The organism is Streptomyces johnsoniae (assembly GCF_031845565.1).
Lineage (GTDB): Bacteria > Actinomycetota > Actinomycetes > Streptomycetales > Streptomycetaceae > Streptomyces > Streptomyces johnsoniae.
Genome location: NZ_JAVREV010000012.1, coordinates 204,021 through 221,161, shown reverse-complemented (window position 1 = coordinate 221,161; position 17,141 = coordinate 204,021). Strand labels below are relative to the sequence as shown.

Here is a 17,141-nt window from a genome sequence, read left to right as displayed (position 1 = left end):
CATGACCACGCACGAACCGCACCTGCTGCCCGGGGCACCCGGCGCACCCGGCGCACCCGATGTGGAGCCCGATGCGCCGCCAGAACGCGTCGGCTTCTTCACCGACACCTCCGTATGCATCGGCTGCAAGGCGTGCGAAGTGGCCTGCAAGGAGTGGAACGCCGTCCCCGAGGACGGCCTCGACCTCACCGGCATGAGCTACGACAACACCGGCGCGCTCGGCGCCTCCTCGTGGCGGCACGTCGCGTTCATCGAGCAGGACAAGCCGCTCGGCGGCCAGCAGACGCAGCCCGAGCTGCGCTGGCTGATGGCCTCCGACGTGTGCAAGCACTGCACGCACGCCGCCTGCCTCGACGTGTGCCCGACCGGCTCGCTGTTCCGCACCGAGTTCGGCACCGTCGTCGTGCAGGAGGACATCTGCAACGGGTGCGGCTACTGCGTGCCCGCCTGCCCCTACGGGGTGATCGAACAGCGGGAGGGCGACGGCAGGGCCTGGAAGTGCACCCTGTGCTACGACCGGCTCGGCGCCGGGCAGGAACCGGCCTGCGCGAAAGCCTGCCCCACCGAATCGATCCAGTTCGGACCGCTGGACGAGCTGCGCGAGAAGGCGGCGGCGCGCGTGGAGCAGCTGCACGCCACCGGCGTTCCCGACGCGCGCCTGTACGGCGAGGACCCGGCGGACGGCGTGGGCGGCGCGGGCGCGCTGTTCCTGCTGCTCGACGAGCCAGAGGTGTACGGGCTGCCGCCCGATCCGGTCGTCACCACGCGCGACCTGCCGGCGATGTGGCGGCACGCGGGCGTCGCCGCGGCGGCGCTGCTCACCGGCCTGGCGACCGTGTTCGCGGGCGGCAGGCGATGAGCGGGGCGGAGGTCACCAGGGCCGGGCTGCGGGGCGAACGGCCGGGCAGCGAGGCCCTGTTCGGCAACGGTATGAACGGCGGCCCGGACGGCGGGCCCGACGGCGGCCCGGACGGCGGGCGGCGCCGCGGTGCCCGGGAGGCCGCGTTCACCTCGTACTACGGGCGGCCGGTGCTGAAGGTGCCGCACTGGGCGGCCACGGATATCGCCGGGTACCTCTTCCTCGGCGGGCTCGCCGGGGCCGGCTCCGTGCTCGCGGCCGGCGCGGAACTGACCGGCAGGCGCGGCACCGCGCGGGCCATGAAGCTCAGCTCCCTCGGCGCGGTCTCGCTGTCGGCCGCCGCGCTGATCCACGACCTGGGCCGCCCCGAACGCTTCCTCAACATGCTGCGGGTCTTCAAACCGACCTCCCCCATGAGCATCGGCTCCTGGCTGCTCGTCGGCTACGGCCCGCTGGCCGGGGCCGCCGCGGCGGCCGACGTGACCGGCCGCTTCCCGCGGGCCGGCCGCGCCGCGGCCTGCGGGGCGGCCGTGTTCGGCCCCGCGGTCGCCGCCTACACCGGCGTGCTGATCGCCGACACGGCGGTACCCGCCTGGCACGAGGGCCACCGCGAACTGCCCTACCTGTTCACCGGCTCCGCCGCCGCGGCGGCGGCCGGCATGGCGCTGCTGACGGGCCCGCTGCCGGAGAACGGCCCCGCCCGCCGGGCCGCCGTGCTCGGCACGGCGGCCGAACTCGCCGCCATGCACGCCCTGCGCCGCCGCACCGGAATGATCGCGGAGACCTACCGGCAGGGCACGGCCGGCCGCCTGCTGCGCGCCGCCGAGGTCCTGGGCACGGCGGGCGCGGCCGGCGCGGCGCTGCGCTCCCGCCGCAGCCGGCGGGCGGCGGCGCTCAGCGGCGCGGCGCTGCTCGCCGCGTCGGTGTGCACCCGCTTCGGCCTCTTCCACGCCGGCCTCGCCTCGGCCCGCGACCCCAAGTACACCGTCGAGCCGCAGCGTTCCCGCCCCGGAGGTGTGGGCCGAACGGGCTGAATCGTGGCGCGCCGCGAGCGCCGGGACCCGTTGCGGGGAACGCCTGCGACGGGCCGCCCGGACGGGTGCCCGGCACACGGAAGGACGCGCGATGCCACGACACCGCAGAACCGCAGAACCGAACTCCGGAGCCGGCCGGTGAGGCGGCTGGCCGGGCCGACCGGCCACGTCGTCGTGGTGGGCGCGGGTCTCTCCGGGCTCGCCGCGGCCCTGCACCTGCTCGGGGCCGGGCGCCGCGTCACCGTCGTGGAGCGGTCCCCGGGGCCCGGCGGCCGGGCCGGGCGGCTCGACCTGGGCGGCTACCGCATCGACACCGGGCCGACCGTGCTCACCATGCCGGAGCTGATCGACGAGGCGTTCGCGGCCGTCGGGACCTCGCTGCGCGACCGCCTCGACCTCGTTCCGCTGCACCCCGCCTACCGGGCGCGGTTCGCCGACGGCAGCCGCATCGACGTGCACACCGGCGCGGAGGCGATGGAGGCCGAGGTCCGCAGGTGCGCGGGCCCGCGCGAGGCCGCGGGCTACCTGCGGCTGCGGCGGTGGCTCGAAGCGCTGTACCGCGCCCAGCGGCGGCGCTTCATCGACGCCAACTTCGACTCGCCGCTCCAGCTGCTCCACCCCGACCTGGCCCGCCTCGCGGCCCTCGGCGGCTTCGGCCGCCTCGACCGGCAGATCGGCCGCTTCCTGAACGACGAACGGCTGCGGCGCGTCTTCACCTTCCAGTCGCTGTACGCGGGCGTGCCGCCGGCCCGCGCGCTCGCGGCGTACGCGGTCATCGCCTACATGGACACGGTCGCCGGCGTGTACTTCCCGCGCGGCGGCGTGCACGCCCTGCCGCGCGCGCTGGCCGAGGCGGCGGCCGAGGCGGGCGGCACGTTCCACTGGGCGCAGGAGGCCACCCGGCTCGAACGCGCCGCCGACCGCGTCACCGCCGTGCACACCGCCGCGGGGCTGCGCATCCCCTGCGACGCCGTCGTCCTCAGCTGCGAACTCCCCACCGCCTACCGGCTGCTCGGCCGCGTCCCGCGCCGCCCGCTGCCGCTGCGCCACGCGCCGTCCGCGGTCGTGCTGCACGCCGGAACCTCCCGCACCTGGCCGGAACTCGGTCACCACACCCTGTCGTTCGGCCGCGCCTGGCGCCGCACCTTCGAGGAGCTGACCCGCGGCGGGCGGCTGATGACCGACCCGTCGCTGCTCATCACCCGCCCCACCACGCACGACCCGTCCCTCGCCCCGCCGGGCAAGCACCTGCACTACGTGCTCGCCCCCTGCCCCCACACCGGCATCGGCCCGGGCCCCGACACCTGGCAGGCGCTCGGCCCGCGCTACCGCGACGAGCTGGTGGCCGAGCTGGAGCACCGCGGACTCACCGGCCTCGGCGGCGCGATCGAACAGGCGCACCTGGTCACCCCCGCCGACTGGGCGCGGCAGGGGCACGCCGCCGGAACGCCGTTCTCCGCCGCGCACACCTTCGCGCAGACCGGCCCGTTCCGGCCGCGGAACCTGGTGCGCGGACTCGCGAACGCCGTGCTCGCCGGCTGCGGCACCACGCCGGGCGTGGGCGTGCCGCCCGTGCTGCTCTCCGGGAAGCTGGCCGCGGCCCGCGTCACCGGGCTCCGCGGCGGCGACCGGTCCCGCACGACCATCGCGCTCGCGTCGTGACCGCCCGCGAACTCGACGCCGCCGGCATCACCGGTCCTGGACTGCGCGCCGCCTACGCGCAGTGCCGGCGGCTCAACGCCAGGCACGGCAAGACCTACTTCCTCGCCACGCGCCTGCTGCCCGCCGACCGCCGCCCCGCGGTGCACGCGCTGTACGGATTCGCGCGCTGGGCCGACGACATCGTCGACGACCTGGGCCGGGAGACGGCGCCGCGGGAGCGCGCGCGGGCCCTGGACGCGCTCGCCGCGCGCCTCGCGGCCCGCCTCGCCACCGGGCCCGCCCAGGGGAGCGGAACGGACGAGGGGTACCCCGTGGTGCGCGCCCTGGCGCACACCACCGCGCGCTACGGCATCGACCCCGGCTACTTCACCGCGTTCCTGGGCTCGATGCGCAGCGACCTGGTCGTCACCGACTACCCCACCTACGCGGACCTGCGCCGCTACATGTACGGCTCGGCCGCCGTCATCGGGCTCCAGATGCTGCCGGTGCTCGGCACGGTCGTGCCGCGCGCGGAGGCCGCGCCGCACGCCGCCGCGCTCGGCGAGGCGTTCCAGCTGACGAACTTCCTGCGCGATGTCGGCGAGGACCTCGACCGCGGCCGGGTGTACCTGCCCGCCGACCTGCTCGCCGCGCACGGCGCCGACCGCGAACTGCTGTGCTGGAGCCGCAGAACGGGTTCGCGGGACCGGCGCATCACCGCCGCGCTGATGGCCGCCGCCGCGCTGACCCGCGGCGTCTACCGCGAGGCCGCGCCCGGCGTCGCGATGCTCGATCCGGTGGCGCGGCCCTGCATCCGCACCGCCCTGACCCTGTACGGCGGCATCCTCGACGCCGTCGCCGCGGACGGCTGGTCCGTGCTGCACCGCCGCGCCGCCGTGCCGCGGCACCGGCGCGCCGCCGTCGCGTTCGACGGCCTCGCCCGCGCCCTGGCCGCCCGCCGGCGCGCGCGGGCCGCCGACCGCGCCCCGGCGCTCGCACCGGCCGAACGGAGCCCCGCATGACCGCCCGCGCCCCCTACCCGCTGCGCCTGCGCCGCCGCGCCGCCTGGGAGGACCAGCGCCCCACCTGGCGCGCCGCCAGGCCCGCCCTCATCGCCGAGGCGCTGGCCCGCGCCACGGCCAGGACCGCGGGCAACTGGTATGTGCTCGCGGGGTCCGCGGACATCGCCGCGGAACGCCCCCTCGGCCGGACGGTCGGCGGCACCGAGGTCGTCGCCTGGCGCGACCGGGCCGGCCGGCTGCTGGCCGGGCAGGGGGCGTGCCCGCATCTGGGCGCGCCCTTGAAGGACAGCAGGGTCCGCTGCGGCCGGCTGCTGTGCCACTGGCACGGACTCGCCCTGGACGGCAGGCCGTTCGCCGGCTGGGAGCCGTTCCCCGCGCATGACGACGGCGTGCTGGCCTGGGTGCGCCTGGACGGGCTCGGCGGCGAGGAACCGCTGGCCGCGCCGCCGGTGCCCGCCCGTCCCGGGCCCGCGGGCACGCTGCACTCCGTGTTCACCGGCACCGGCAGGTGCGAGCCGGAGGACGTGGTCGCCAACCGCCTCGACCCGTGGCACGGCGCCTGGTTCCACCCGTACTCCTTCGTGGACCTGACCGTCGTGGCGGACGCGCCCGACCGCCTCGCCGTCGACGTCTCGTTCCGCGTCGCGGGGCGCGCCGTGGTGCCGGTGCGCGCGGTCTTCACCGCGCCCGGGCCGCGCACCGTCACCATGCTGATCGAGGAGGGCGAGGGCCGCGGCTCGGTCGTGGAGACGCACGCGACCCCGCTCGGCCCGGGCCCCGACGGCGCGCCGCGGACCGCCGTGATCGAGGCCGTCGTCGCGACCTCGCACCGCCCCGGCTTCGCGCTCGCCCGCGCCGCGGCCCCGCTGGCCAGGCCGCTGATGCGGGCCGCGGCGGCCCGGCTGTGGCGGGACGACCTGGCCTACGCGGAGCGCCGCTGGGCGCTGCGCGAACGCGGCGCGTTCCCGGGCTGAACGGGCTGCGTGGGCTGCGTGGGCTGCGTGGGCTGCATGGGCTGCGTGGGCTGCGTGGGGCGGCCGAGCGCGGCCAGCGCCCGGAAGGCGGCGGACCGCCCGCGCCGCGGCACCGTCCGCAGCGGGTGGCCGCGCACGCCCCAGCGCGCGAGCAGCGCGTTCGCGGCCAGGAAGCCGGTGGTGGCGGCGCGTTCCATCAGCGCGACCGGCAGCGGGGTGCGCACCAGGTCGCCCGCGAGCATCACCGCCGGGTGGGGGGTGCGCACGGTCGGCCGCCCGGCGTGGCCGCCGACGGGGAACAGCGGGCAGTCGGCGTGCCATTCGTGCCGCGCGTCGACGGTCCGCGCGCCGCGCAGCTCCGGGTACACCTCGTGCGCCGCGGCCAGCAGCCGGCGCCGCTCGGCCCGCTGGTCCGCGCCCACCGGCCGGGCGTAGCCGTGGAGTTCGAGCACGCAGCCGCCGGTGCGGGCGGCCCACCGCGCGGCCTCGCCCTCGAAGGCGTTCAGCACCGTGATGTTGTCGAGCGCGCCGTAGCCCGCGGTGCCGAGGAACCCGGGCCGGTCGCGGGCCACCGGCCGGTCCAGCCAGTACCGCGACACCAGGAACGGCGGCGCGGTGCGCAGTTTGCCGACGCGCGCCCGCCACTCCGCGTCGCCGAGCGCGGGCGAGCGCGCCACGAGGCCGCGCAGGCCCTCGGTGTCGAGGGCGAGCACCGCCGCGTCGAACCGTTCCGCCGGCCCGTCCGCCGTCACATCGAGGCCGTTCCCCGCCGGGGTGACCCGTTCGGCGGCGGCGCCGGTGCGCAACTCCGCGCCGAGCCGCGCGAGACAGGCGGCCAGCGGCTCCCACAGGGCCTGGGGGAACGGCTCGGACGGCACGTCGAACAGCAGGCCCTCGGCGGAGCCGAGGAAGTAGATGTGGAACATGAGGGCCATCTCGGCGGCGGACAGTTCGCGCGGGTCGGCGAAGAAGCTGCGGGAGAAGACCTCGAACGCCAGATGCCGGGCGGCGGCGGGGAACCCGATGCCCGCCAGGAAGTCGTGCGCGCTGGTCCCGTCGAGGCGCCGGTAGATGTCCGGCACCCGCACGTCCAGCAGCGGCAGCGCCGCGGCCGGGCGCATCCCGGCGAGGTCAGGGACGCGGAACGAGGGGCTGAGCGCGACGAAGCCGAGCGCGTTCCACGGCGGGGTGCGCGGCACGCGGGCGAAGCCGTCGCGGGCGCCGTCGCGGTGCTGGAGCGGGTAGTCGGGCAGGCCGGTCAGCATGCGCAGCCCGGGATCGGCGCGGCGCAGCAGCTGCCGCAGGTTGTAGTACTGGTGGAAGAACGCGTGGAAGCCGCGCGTCATCGTGGCGGCCGAGCCGTCGGCCAGCGTCACGGGGTGGCCGGCGAGGCGGCCGCCGAGACCGGCACCGCGTTCGAACAGCGTGACGCGGACGCCGCGTTCCGCCAGGGCCGTGGCGGCGGCGAGCCCGGCGATGCCGCCGCCGATCACGGCGGTACGCGGCGGCGTCCCCGCCACCCGCGCGCGCCCGCCGGCCGCCGGCAGCACCACGGCGCGCCGGTCGCGGCCGAAGTCGCGGCCGAAGTCGCGGCCGGGGCCGGTCACGGCGCGGTCCCGACGAGGGTGTGCACGATGCCGCGCTGCCAGCCCGGCATGGTCCCGGCGCGCACGCCGCGGAAGCCGGCGCGCGCCATGCGGTCCGCGAAGGCCGCGGCGGTGTCGAAGCCGGCGACGCTGTGCCACAGGTGCCGGTACAGCAGCCGGTCGCCGGTGAGGGCGCCGGCCGGGCAGACGAGGCCGCGGCAGACGGCGGTCCACACCGCGCGGTGCAGCGGTCGGCCGCTGAGCGTGTACTCGTGCACCGCGAGCCGCCCGCCGGGCGCGAGCAGCCGCCGCACGGCGGTCAGCAGCCCGTCCGGGTCGGTGACGTTGCGGAAGAGGTAGGCGGCGAGGACGCCGTCGAACGGGCCGGTGACGCCCGCGCGTTCGAGGTGCTCCGCCGGAGCGTGCACGAACGCGACGCCGGGGGGCCACCGTTTGGCCGCGGCCCGCGCCAGCATGCCGGCCGAGGCGTCCACCGCGGTGATCCGGGCGCCGGGGTGGGCGGCGAGCAGCGCGGCCGTGGAGGCCCCGGTGCCGCAGCCCAGGTCGAGCAGCCGCGGCCGCCCGCCGCCCGGGACCTGCCGCGGCCCGAGGCGGCGGGCGGAGCGGCGCAGGTGGGCGTGGTAGCCGGGGTTGACGGCGACCAGCCGGTCGTAGCCGACGGCGGCGCGGTCGAAGGCCGCGGCGAGTTCGCGGTCGCGAAGCAGCGTCATGGGGTGTTCCCTCACTTTCCCGAAGCGTTCCGGCGCGGGCGGAACGGCAGTTCCGCCGCGGTGCGCAGCATGGGTCCTACCGGCATGCGCAGTCCGACCGCGGCGTCCTCCCACCAGCGGGTGCGCCCGTCGAGGAACCGCAGCAGGCGTTCCGTCGGCACCTCGTGGAAGAGCCGGGTCAGCACGTCGGGCCCGCTGACCCGCCCGGCGTCGAGGGCGGCGAGCAGCACCGCGTCCATGCCGCGGGAGCGCGCCGAGTGCGGGGGCGGCGGCACCGGCGGCCGGCCGCGCCGGAAGGCGTCGGCGATGGCGCGGCTCTGCCGCTGTACGGCGGCGAACGCGTAGCCGGTCGCGGGCCGCGCGGCCCCGCCCGCGACGCCGATGCGGAACACCGACCGCCCGGCGCGGCGCGGGAAGGTGCCGTCCGTCATCGGGATGACGCCCTGTTCGACGGCGGTGACGTGCGGGTCGGCGAGCCCGAGCACGTGCCGCGTGTAGTGCCGCAGCGCGCGGTCATAGGCGGCGTCGGACAGCGGGGCGGGCGAGAACTCGGTGTACTCGACCAGCGCTTCGCGCTCCCCGAGCGGCAGCAGGTAGCCGAACGACAGGCCGCGCGGCGGCTGCGGGGTTCTGAAGTCCATCAGTTCGGCCACGCCCGGCTCGAACGCGCCGCGCCCCGCCCGCACGAACCAGCCGCGGAAGTGCTGGAGCAGCGTGGTACGGGCGGGCGGCAGGCGCCGCGGCGGTCGTGAGTCGAACGCCCAGCGGGCGCGCAGTACGACGGGCCGCCCGTCGGGCGCGGTGCCGCGCACCTCGGCGCCGCCGCCCGGCGCGTCCCGCACGGAGCTGACCTCGGCCGTCACGGCCCTGAACCCGGCCCGTTCCGCGAGCCGCCCGCGGATCAGCGCCTCGAAGCCGCCGGACCGCAGCATCTTGTAACGCAGCGCCCCCGGGCGCCGTTCGGCGACATCCCCGGCCCGGCCGCGGACGCGCAGCCGCGGGAAGGCGGCGACCACGGCCTCGTCGTACTCCCCGGGACCGGCCTCCCACCAGCACCAGGTCCGTTCGGCGGGGCGCAGCGGGCCCTCGGGCGCCGTCACGAGCACCACCTCCGCCCCGGCCGCCCCGGCCGCCCCGGTGAGCCGGTGCGCGAGGGAGAGCCCGGCCGCACCGGCCCCGACGACTACGGCATCCACCACCCCCCGATGCTCCACCAGCCGGCCAGGACCGCCGCCGCCCGACACGGGTCCACCGGGGTGACGGCGCCTACGATTGGGGCCATGACAGACGGTGATGACGGGCGGCGGGGGGTGGCCGGGTCCCTTCAGTCGGTGGACCGGGCCGTGAGCGTGCTCGAGGTACTGGCGAGGAACGGCGGGGCCGGGGTCACCGAGATCGCGGACGAGCTGGGGGTGCACAAGTCCACCGCGTCGCGCCTGCTCTGGGCGCTGGAGAGCCGCGGTCTCGTGGACCAGGAGAAGGAGCGCGGCAAGTACTACCTGGGGGCCGGAATCCTGCGGCTGGCGGGGGCCGCCGCGATTCGGCTCGACATCTCGCAGGAGAGCGCGCCGGTCTGCCGGTGGCTCGCGGACGAGTCCGGCGAGACGGCCAACGTCGCGGTGCTCGACGGGGATGCCGCGGTCAACATCATGCAGGCCAGGGGCACGGCGGAGGTGGCGGCGTACAACTGGCTCGGGCGGCGCACCCCGTTGCACGCCACGGCCAGCGGGAAGGTGCTGCTCGCCGCGCTGCCGACGCCCGTCAGGGAGAGCCTGCTCGCGCAGGAGCAGGAGCGGTTCACGGAGCGCACGGTGACCGCGGCCGCGGCGCTGCGGGCGGAGGCGGACGCGGTGGCGGCCGACGGCTTCGCGGTCACGCAGCAGGAGCTGGAGGACGGGCTGAACGCGGTGGCCGCGCCCGTGCGCAGGTACGACGGGACGGTGATCGGGGCGATCGGCGTCTCGGGCCCCGTGTACCGGATGGGCGGGGACCGGCTGTCGGCGCTGGCCGAAAGCTGCATGGCGGCGGCGGCCGAACTGTCCAGGCGCCTGGGCTACGGCAGCTGATTTCCGGCCATTTTCGGTTCGTTTTCCGTTGTGTGCGCCGTGCCTTCTCCCCCTTGACACTGCCCGGAGCGCTTCTCACCATGTCCCACATGGCGCAACGCAGCGCGCCATGCGCAACGCATCGGTGAGAGGAGCGGGCCATGGCAGCGGAGGCGGGAACGCATGTCGTCATCATCGGCGCGGGCATCGTCGGCTGTGCGCTCGCCGACGAACTGACCGCCCGCGGGCTGCGGCACGTGACCGTGCTCGACCGCGGGCCGCTGTTCGCGGGCCCCGGCTCCAGCTACCACGCACCCGGTCTGGTCTTCGCGACCAGCCCGGCCAAGGTGCTCTCCGAGTTCGCCCGGTACACGATCGACAAGTACCGCTCGCTCGGCTGCTTCTCCGCCGTCGGCGGCCTTGAGGTCGCCACCACGCCCGAGCGCCTGGCCGACCTGTCCCGCCGGGCCGGCCTCGCCGCGTCCTGGGGCGTCGAGGCCGAGCCGGTCACTCCCGGCCGGTGCGCCGAACTGTGGCCGCTGCTCGACACCGGCCGCGTACTCGGCGGCCTCCACACCCCGGACGACGGGCTCGCCGACGCGGCCCTGGCCTGCCGCCTCCAGGCCGAACGCGCCATCGCGCGCGGCGCGACGTTCCGCGGCGGGCACACCGTCACCGGCCTGGAACGCGACGCGGACGGGCGCGTGCGGGGCGTGCGCACCGACCGGGGCGACGTGCCCGCCGACGCCGTCGTGTGCGCCGCCGGCTTCTGGGGCCCGGTCGTCGGCGCGATGGCCAAGGTCACCGTGCCGCTCCTGCCGCTGGCCCACCAGTACGCCCGCACCGCGCCGCTGCCCGCCCTCGACCCCGCCGCGCGCCTGCCGATCCTGCGCCACCAGGACCGCGACCTCTACCTCCGCCAGCACGGCGACCGGCTCGGCATCGGCTCCTACGCCCACCGGCCCATGCCCGTCGACCCCTCCGCCCTGACCGCCTCTGAACTCCCGTTCTCCGCGGCGGAGTTCGCGCCCTCCCTGCGGGACGCGGCCGAGCTGGTCCCCGCGCTGCGCGGCACGGCGGACGAGACCGGGGACGGGGACGGGGACGGGGGCGGGGGCGGGGGCGTGGACGGGTTCGACGGCGTGTTCTCGTTCACGCCGGACGGCATGCCGCTCATCGGCCAGGTCCGCGAGGTGCCGGGCCTGTGGCTGGCCGAGGCGGTCTGGGTGACGCACTCGGCGGGCGTGGCCCGCGCCGTCGCCGAATGGCTGGCCGAGGGCCGCCCCCGCACCGACGTCCACGCCTGCGACGTGCACCGGTTCGAGGAGGCGCAGCTCTCCCCCGCCTACATCGCCGACCGCGGCGCGCAGAGCTTCGTCGAGGTCTACGACATCATCCACCCGCTCGACCCGCCCGCGCGGCCCCGGCCGCTGCGCACCAGCCCCTTCCACCCGCGGCACAGCGAACTCGGCGCGCACCTTCTGGAGTCGGCGGGCTGGGAGCGCCCGCACTGGTTCGAGGCGAACGCCCCGCTCGCCGAGTCGCTGCCGCCCGGCGCCGCCCCGCCCCGCGACTCCTGGGCCGCGCGGCACTGGTCGCCGATCGCCGCCGCCGAGGCCCTGGCCACGCGCGAACGCGTCGCGCTGTTCGACATGACCCCGCTGAAGCGCCTTGAGGTCTCGGGCCCAGGCGCGCTCGCCTTCCTCGACCGCCTCACCACCGGCCGGGTCGGCCGCCGGCCGGGCGCGGTGGTCTACACGCTGCTGCTCGACGAGGCGGGCGGGGTCCGTTCCGACATCACCGCCGCCCGCCTCGCCGAGGACCGCTGGCAGATCGGCTGCAACGGGCCGCTCGACACGGACTGGCTGCTGCGGCACGCGCCCGCGGACGGCTCGGTCGCCGTCCGCGACGTCACGCCCGGCACCTGCTGCCTGGGCGTGTGGGGTCCGCTGGCCAGGGAACTCGTCCAGCCGCTGGCCGACATCGACGTCTCGCACGAGGCGTTCCGCTACTTCACGGCCAGGCGCGGGCACATCGGCCACGTGCCGGTCACCGCCCTGCGGCTGAGTTACGTCGGCGAGCTGGGCTGGGAGCTGTACACCAGCGCCGACCTTGGGCTGCGGCTGTGGGACACGCTGTGGGAGGCCGGGCAGCGGCTCGGCATCCTCGCGGCCGGGCGTGCCGCGTTCAACAGTCTGCGGCTGGAGAAGGGCTACCGCGCCTGGGGAGTGGACATGACGCAGGAACACGACCCGTACGAGGCGGGCCTCGGCTTCGCGGTCCGCGCCGACAAGGGCGACTTCATCGGCCGCGACGCCCTCGCGGACCGGTCGGAGGCCACCGCGCGGCGCCGGCTGGCCTGCCTCACGCTGGACGACCCCGCCGCCCTCGTGCTGGGCAGCGAGCCGGTGCACGCGGCCTCGTCGGCGGGGCCCGTCGGCTACGTCACCAGCGCGGCCTTCGGCCACACCGTCGGCCGCGCCATCGCCTACGCCTGGCTGCCCGCCGCCCTCGCGGTGCCGGGCACCGGCGTGCACATCGAGTACTTCGGCGAGAAGGTGCCCGCCACCGTCCGCGCCGAGCCGCTGCTCGATCCGGAGATGACCCGCATCCGCCGCTGAGGCGGGCCGCGCGCGGCCGCGGGGACAGGACGCGAGAAGGGAGAGGCATGGCTTCCCGTTACGACGTCATCGTGCTCGGCCTCGGCGGCATGGGCAGCGCCGCCGCCGACCACCTCGCCGCGCGCGGCGCCCGCGTGCTCGGCCTCGAACGCTTCGGCCCGGTCCACGACCGCGGCTCGAGCCACGGCGGTTCGCGCATCACGCGGCAGTCCTACTTCGAGGGCCCCGACTACGTTCCGCTGCTGCTGCGCGCCTACGAGCTGTACGAACGTCTCGAACGCGAGGCGGGCCGCGCCATCGCGCTGCTGTGCGGCGGGCTCATGATCGGCCGCCCGGACAGCACGACCGTGGCGGGCAGCCTGCGCTCGGCCACGGCCCACGGGCTGCCGCACGAGCTGCTCGACGCCAAGGAGATCCGCGCCCGCTTCCCCACCCTCGCCCCGCAGGACGACGAGATCGCGCTGTACGAGGCCAGGGCCGGGCTGCTGCGCCCGGAGGCCACGGTCGCCGCGCAGCTGAAGCTGGCCGCCGCGGCGGGCGCCGACCTGCACTACCAGGAGCCGGTCACCGACTGGACGGCGCTGCCCGGCGGGCGCGGCGTGCGCGTCACGACCCCGGACGACGTGTACACCGCCGGCCATCTGGTGGTCTGCCCCGGCGCCTGGGCGCCGGAGCAACTGGCGGACCTCGGCGTGCCGTTCACCATCGAACGGCAGGTCATGTACTGGTTCGCGCCGGTCGGCGGCACCGCGCCGTTCGAGCCGGAACGGCACCCCGTCTACATCTGGGAGGACGCGGCCGGCACCCAGATCTACGGCTTCCCCGCGATCGAAGGGCCCGACGGCGGCGCGAAGGTCGCGTTCTTCCGCAAGGGCAGCGTCTGCACGCCCGACACCATCGACCGCACGGTGCACCCCCGGGAGGCGCGCGAGATGGCCGCGCACGCCGGCGCCCGGCTGCCCGACCTGCCCGGCCGCCTGCTGCGCGCCGTGACCTGCATGTACACCACCACCCCCGACGAGCACTTCGTGATCGCCCCGCACCCGGCGCACGAACAGGTCACCGTGGCCTGCGGATTCTCCGGCCACGGCTTCAAATTCGTCCCCGTCGTCGGCGAGATCCTCGCCGACCTCGCCCTCACCGGCACCACGCCCCACCCCATCGAGCTGTTCCGCCCGAGCCGGCTGGGAGGCCGGTAGCCATGACGACGATGCCGATCACCCAAGCCGGCCTGCTCCCGACCCTGCCCGGCTCCGCCTACACCGACCCCGCCACGTTCCGCCGCGAGCAGGAACGGATCTTCGAAACGCGCTGGATCTGCGCCGTGCGCGCCGGCGACCTGCTGACGCCCGGCTCCTTCCGCACGGTCACCGTGGGGCGCGAGAACGTGCTGATCACCCGCGCGCGCGACGGCGCCCTGCGCGCGTTCCTCAATGTCTGCCGCCACCGGGGCGCCCGGTTGTGCACCGAGGAGTCGGGCCAGGTACGGCGCAACCTCCGCTGCCCGTACCACGCCTGGACCTACGGGCTCGACGGCCGCCTGGTCGCCGCCCCCAACCTCCGCGACGTGCCCGGCGTGGACCGCGCCGATTACGGCCTGATCGGCGTCGCGCTGCGCGAATGGCTCGGCTACGCGTGGGTGTGCCTGGCCGATACGCCGCCCTCGTTCGAGGAGACCGTCATCGGCTCCGTCACCGCCCGCCTGGGCGACGCGGACGCCGTCGAACGGTACCGGCCCGCCGATCTGGTGCTCGGGCGGCGCATCGACTACGAGGTACGCGCCAACTGGAAACTGATCGTCGAGAACTTCATGGAGTGCTACCACTGCGCCTCGATCCACCCCGAACTGGTGCAGGTGCTCCCCGAATTCGCCGGGGGGTACGCGGCCCAGTCCTATGTGGGGCACGGCGCCGAGTTCTCCGGCGACGCCGAGGGCTTCACCGTGGACGGCCAAGCCGGCTTCGGCCGCCTGCCCGGCCTCGCCGAGGAACAGGACCGCCGCTACTTCGCCACCACGGTCCGCCCGCAGGTCTTCCTCAACCTCGTGCCCGACCACGTCATCCTGCACCGCATGTTCCCCCTGGCCCCCGACCTGACCCGGGTGGAGTGCGACTGGCTGTACGCGGCCGACGTCATCGACTCCGGCGCCGACATCTCCGCCTCTGTGGAGCTGTTCCACCGTGTCAACGAACAGGACTTCGCCGCCTGCGAACGCACCCAGCCCGCGATGCACTCCCGCGCCTACGGAACGGGCGGCGTCCTGGTACCGACCGAACACCACATCACCGAATTCCACCACTGGGTGACCTCCCTGCTGCACTGAGCCGCGCGGGCCCCGGGGGCGCGCTGACGCGGGTGTGCCGGGTGCTCAGGCGGCGTCCGGCAGCCGGTAGACGGAGACGTGGGAACGCGACTCGGCGGTGAACTCGGCGCCCTGCCAGTCCGCGTGCCGGGACTCCAGCCAGAACCCGGCCAGTTGGGCCATGAGGTCCAGCTCGGCCGGCCAGACGTAGCGGTGCGGGCTGCGGAACACCCGCGCCCGCTCGCCCTCGTCGAACCAGATGTTGTGGGACACGACCTGCTGACGCAGGACGTCGAAGGTGTCCAGGCAGACGTACCCCTCCTCGGACTGCGAGACCACCGCCTGCCGGCCGGGCGGCAGCTCCCGCAGCTGGGGCACCCACAGCTCGATGACCAGCCGTCCGCCCGGGGCGAGATGACGGGCGGCGTTCTGGAAGCACGCGACCTGTTCCGGCTGGATGAGCAGATTGGAGACCGCGTTGTAGACGAGGTAGACGAGCCGGAACACCCCCGGCACGCGGGCGGTCGCCATATCGCCGACGACGACCGGGATCGTCTCCTCGTCCGCCTTCGTGCGCAGTTGGCCGAGCATCGGGCGCGACAACTCGACGCCGGCGACCGGTACTCCGCGCCGCGCCAGCGGAACGGCCACCCGGCCCGTTCCGATGGCGAACTCCAGCGCGCGTCCCCCGGCGGCGAGTTCGGCGAGGCGGTCCACCGCCGGCTCCAGGACCTCGGGGGCGAACATGCCCGCACCCGGCGTGTCGTAGCTCTGGGCAACCTGGACGTTCCAGACGTCTTCGTGTCGCATGCCGCCGCACGATTCCGGAAGCGGTCCCCGGTGTCGACCGGTTTTCGTCCACCCCGCCCGATGAACGCAACTGATTGTTTGTGATTGCTTGAGTTGGGGCCGATTGACGCGGTATCGCGGCGGGACGACGGTGACATCGCATCCGAACGAACGACCGGCCGACCGACCGGCCGGCTGCGCGGTTTCACGGGCGGCGCGGATATTCCGCGCCGCCCGGTACCTGACGAGAAGGGTGAAACGGCATGGCGCACAGCAGACGACGTTTCCTGGTGGCCGGCGGCGCCGGACTGGCCGGCACGGCGCTCGGCCTGGCACGGCCCGCCACGGCGGCCACGGCGGCCGCCTGGGAAACGGTCATCAACGGCTCGTTCACGAGCTACGCGTCGCTTGAGGCGGCCTGGAACTACCGCTACCCGTGGGGCTCCGACCACAACGGCACCGCCCGGATGTACGCGTCCAGCACCGACCACAATCACGTCTATCTGGACGGCAATGCCCTGACGCTCAAGGCGACCCGCATCAACTGGGACGAGGGAAACAGCTCCGCCGATCCGTATTTGCCGATCCGCTACCACTCCGGCGCGGTGCACGCGAAACAGCACGTCGTGGTCAGCGACGAGTTTCCCCAGTGGGAGGTGAAGGGAGAGTTCCAGGCCCCGTCCGGGCGCGGCACGTGGCCGGCGTTCTGGCTGACCGGCGTCAACAGCTGGCCGCCGGAAAGCGACATCCTGGAGTACAAGGGAGACGCGCGGAACTGGTTCAACACCTATAAGAACGCCTCCGGTGGCTGGTCCAACACCATCGTCAACGTCTCCAACCCGGGCTCCTGGCACGGTTACCGCGCCTGGATCTCCAAGGCCGGCGCCACCGACGTCGACATCCACTACTACCTCGACGACCAGTGGGTCGGCCAGCACCGGGGCGCCGACTTCGTCGGCAGGCCGATGTGGATCATCATCAACCTGCAGATGGAAGGCTCATCCGGCTCATCCGGACCCACCACCGACACCCACTACCGCGCCCGCAACATCTACGTCGGCCGCTCCCGGGCCTGACCCCGGCGCGCGGGGCCGGGTGCCGAGGCGGCCGGCCCCGCCCCAGACCGGCCACCGCCGGGACGAGGGGCCGTTCAGGAGGACGGGCGCGTGTCCGCGGGGTCCAGCTTGTCCACCACACCCTGGATCGCGCCCTGGGCCGAGCCGACCTTCAGCGCGAAGCGCGCGTGGGAGAGCGGGCGCGTCAGGGGGTTGCGGCGGTGGGCGCGTGCCGCCTTCTGCGCGGCCTTGATGGCTTTGACGGCCAAGGCGAGCCGCTGCAGATTCTCGGGCTCCGTGACGTCGACCAGCTCCGCGGCGGCGGAGACCACCTTGTCGACGGCGGGCTCCAGTGCGGGGGCACGGCGGATGTCGGCCGGTTCGTGGAAGGACTTGAGCAGCTGGAGGACTTCACGCAGCCGGGCTATGGATTCTGCTGTCGGCATCCGCACAGTATGCCGTGCCCCCGCACGCCCAACCGC

15 protein-coding genes are annotated in these 17,141 nt (G+C 75.5%); 10 read left to right on the top strand and 5 right to left on the bottom strand.

The annotated features are described in order from the left end of the window. The first annotated feature begins 1 nt into the window (after position 1). From RM779_RS21810 to RM779_RS21790, 5 genes are all read left to right on the top strand, one after another. Positions 2–859 carry a 4Fe-4S dicluster domain-containing protein gene (locus RM779_RS21810; RefSeq protein ID WP_311619425.1) on the top strand — a complete coding sequence of 286 codons (858 nt, stop codon included), beginning with the start codon at positions 2–4 and terminating at the stop codon, positions 857–859. Beyond that, the gene (nrfD, locus tag RM779_RS21805; RefSeq protein ID WP_311619424.1) at positions 856–1,893 is read left to right on the top strand and encodes an NrfD/PsrC family molybdoenzyme membrane anchor subunit; all 1,038 of its coding nucleotides are present in this window, start codon (positions 856–858) and stop codon (positions 1,891–1,893) included. Before RM779_RS21810 ends, nrfD begins: the two co-directional genes overlap by 4 nt. A gap of 138 nt (positions 1,894–2,031) precedes the next feature. Beyond that, positions 2,032–3,555 carry a phytoene desaturase family protein gene (gene crtI / locus RM779_RS21800; RefSeq protein ID WP_311619423.1) on the top strand — a complete coding sequence of 508 codons (1,524 nt, stop codon included), beginning with the start codon at positions 2,032–2,034 and terminating at the stop codon, positions 3,553–3,555. Further along, on the top strand, positions 3,552–4,556 hold the full coding sequence (locus RM779_RS21795) for a phytoene/squalene synthase family protein (RefSeq protein ID WP_311619422.1): 1,005 nt from the start codon (positions 3,552–3,554) through the stop codon (positions 4,554–4,556). Before crtI ends, RM779_RS21795 begins: the two co-directional genes overlap by 4 nt. Further along, the gene (locus RM779_RS21790; protein WP_311619421.1) at positions 4,553–5,530 is read left to right on the top strand and encodes a DUF5914 domain-containing protein; all 978 of its coding nucleotides are present in this window, start codon (positions 4,553–4,555) and stop codon (positions 5,528–5,530) included. Before RM779_RS21795 ends, RM779_RS21790 begins: the two co-directional genes overlap by 4 nt. On the opposite strand, the gene RM779_RS21785 is transcribed toward RM779_RS21790, so the two are convergent. From RM779_RS21785 to RM779_RS21775, 3 genes are read right to left on the bottom strand one after another with little or no spacing between them, the layout of a single operon-like run. Then, a complete protein-coding gene (locus RM779_RS21785; RefSeq protein ID WP_311619420.1) occupies positions 5,479–7,137 on the bottom strand; it encodes an FAD-dependent oxidoreductase in 1,659 nt (552 codons plus the stop codon). The genes RM779_RS21790 and RM779_RS21785 overlap by 52 nt on opposite strands. Next, positions 7,134–7,847 carry a methyltransferase domain-containing protein gene (locus RM779_RS21780; protein WP_311619419.1) on the bottom strand — a complete coding sequence of 238 codons (714 nt, stop codon included), beginning with the start codon at positions 7,845–7,847 and terminating at the stop codon, positions 7,134–7,136. The genes RM779_RS21785 and RM779_RS21780 overlap by 4 nt, the downstream gene beginning before the upstream one ends. Positions 7,848–7,858: 11 nt before the next feature. Next, entirely contained in the window at positions 7,859–9,046 is a 1,188-nt protein-coding gene (locus RM779_RS21775) for a lycopene cyclase family protein (RefSeq protein WP_311619418.1), read from the bottom strand. Between the two features lie 81 nt (positions 9,047–9,127). Between RM779_RS21775 and RM779_RS21770 the strand changes: the two genes are divergently transcribed. From RM779_RS21770 to RM779_RS21755, 4 genes are all read left to right on the top strand, one after another. Next, a complete protein-coding gene (locus tag RM779_RS21770; RefSeq protein ID WP_311619417.1) occupies positions 9,128–9,913 on the top strand; it encodes an IclR family transcriptional regulator in 786 nt (261 codons plus the stop codon). 140 nt (positions 9,914–10,053) lie between these two features. Beyond that, positions 10,054–12,513 carry a GcvT family protein gene (locus tag RM779_RS21765; protein ID WP_311619416.1) on the top strand — a complete coding sequence of 820 codons (2,460 nt, stop codon included), beginning with the start codon at positions 10,054–10,056 and terminating at the stop codon, positions 12,511–12,513. A 47-nt stretch (positions 12,514–12,560) separates the two neighbouring features. Further along, entirely contained in the window at positions 12,561–13,712 is a 1,152-nt protein-coding gene (gene solA, locus RM779_RS21760) for an N-methyl-L-tryptophan oxidase (RefSeq protein ID WP_311619415.1), read from the top strand. A 2-nt stretch (positions 13,713–13,714) separates the two neighbouring features. Beyond that, complete coding sequence (locus tag RM779_RS21755; RefSeq protein ID WP_311619414.1) at positions 13,715–14,836, top strand: aromatic ring-hydroxylating oxygenase subunit alpha; 1,122 nt, start codon at positions 13,715–13,717, stop codon at positions 14,834–14,836. A gap of 45 nt (positions 14,837–14,881) precedes the next feature. On the opposite strand, the gene RM779_RS21750 is transcribed toward RM779_RS21755, so the two are convergent. Next, positions 14,882–15,625 (bottom strand): class I SAM-dependent methyltransferase, encoded by a 744-nt coding sequence (locus RM779_RS21750; RefSeq protein WP_311619413.1) that lies wholly within the window; start codon positions 15,623–15,625, stop codon positions 14,882–14,884. A 242-nt stretch (positions 15,626–15,867) separates the two neighbouring features. On the opposite strand from RM779_RS21750, the gene RM779_RS21745 reads away from it, so the two are divergent. Then, positions 15,868–16,680, top strand: a complete 813-nt coding sequence (locus RM779_RS21745; protein ID WP_311619412.1) for a family 16 glycosylhydrolase — start codon at positions 15,868–15,870, stop codon at positions 16,678–16,680. Between the two features lie 74 nt (positions 16,681–16,754). Here the strand turns inward: RM779_RS21745 and RM779_RS21740 are convergent, their stop codons facing one another. Continuing rightward, a complete protein-coding gene (locus RM779_RS21740; RefSeq protein ID WP_311619411.1) occupies positions 16,755–17,105 on the bottom strand; it encodes a hypothetical protein in 351 nt (116 codons plus the stop codon). Between the last annotated feature and the right edge of the window lie 36 nt (positions 17,106–17,141).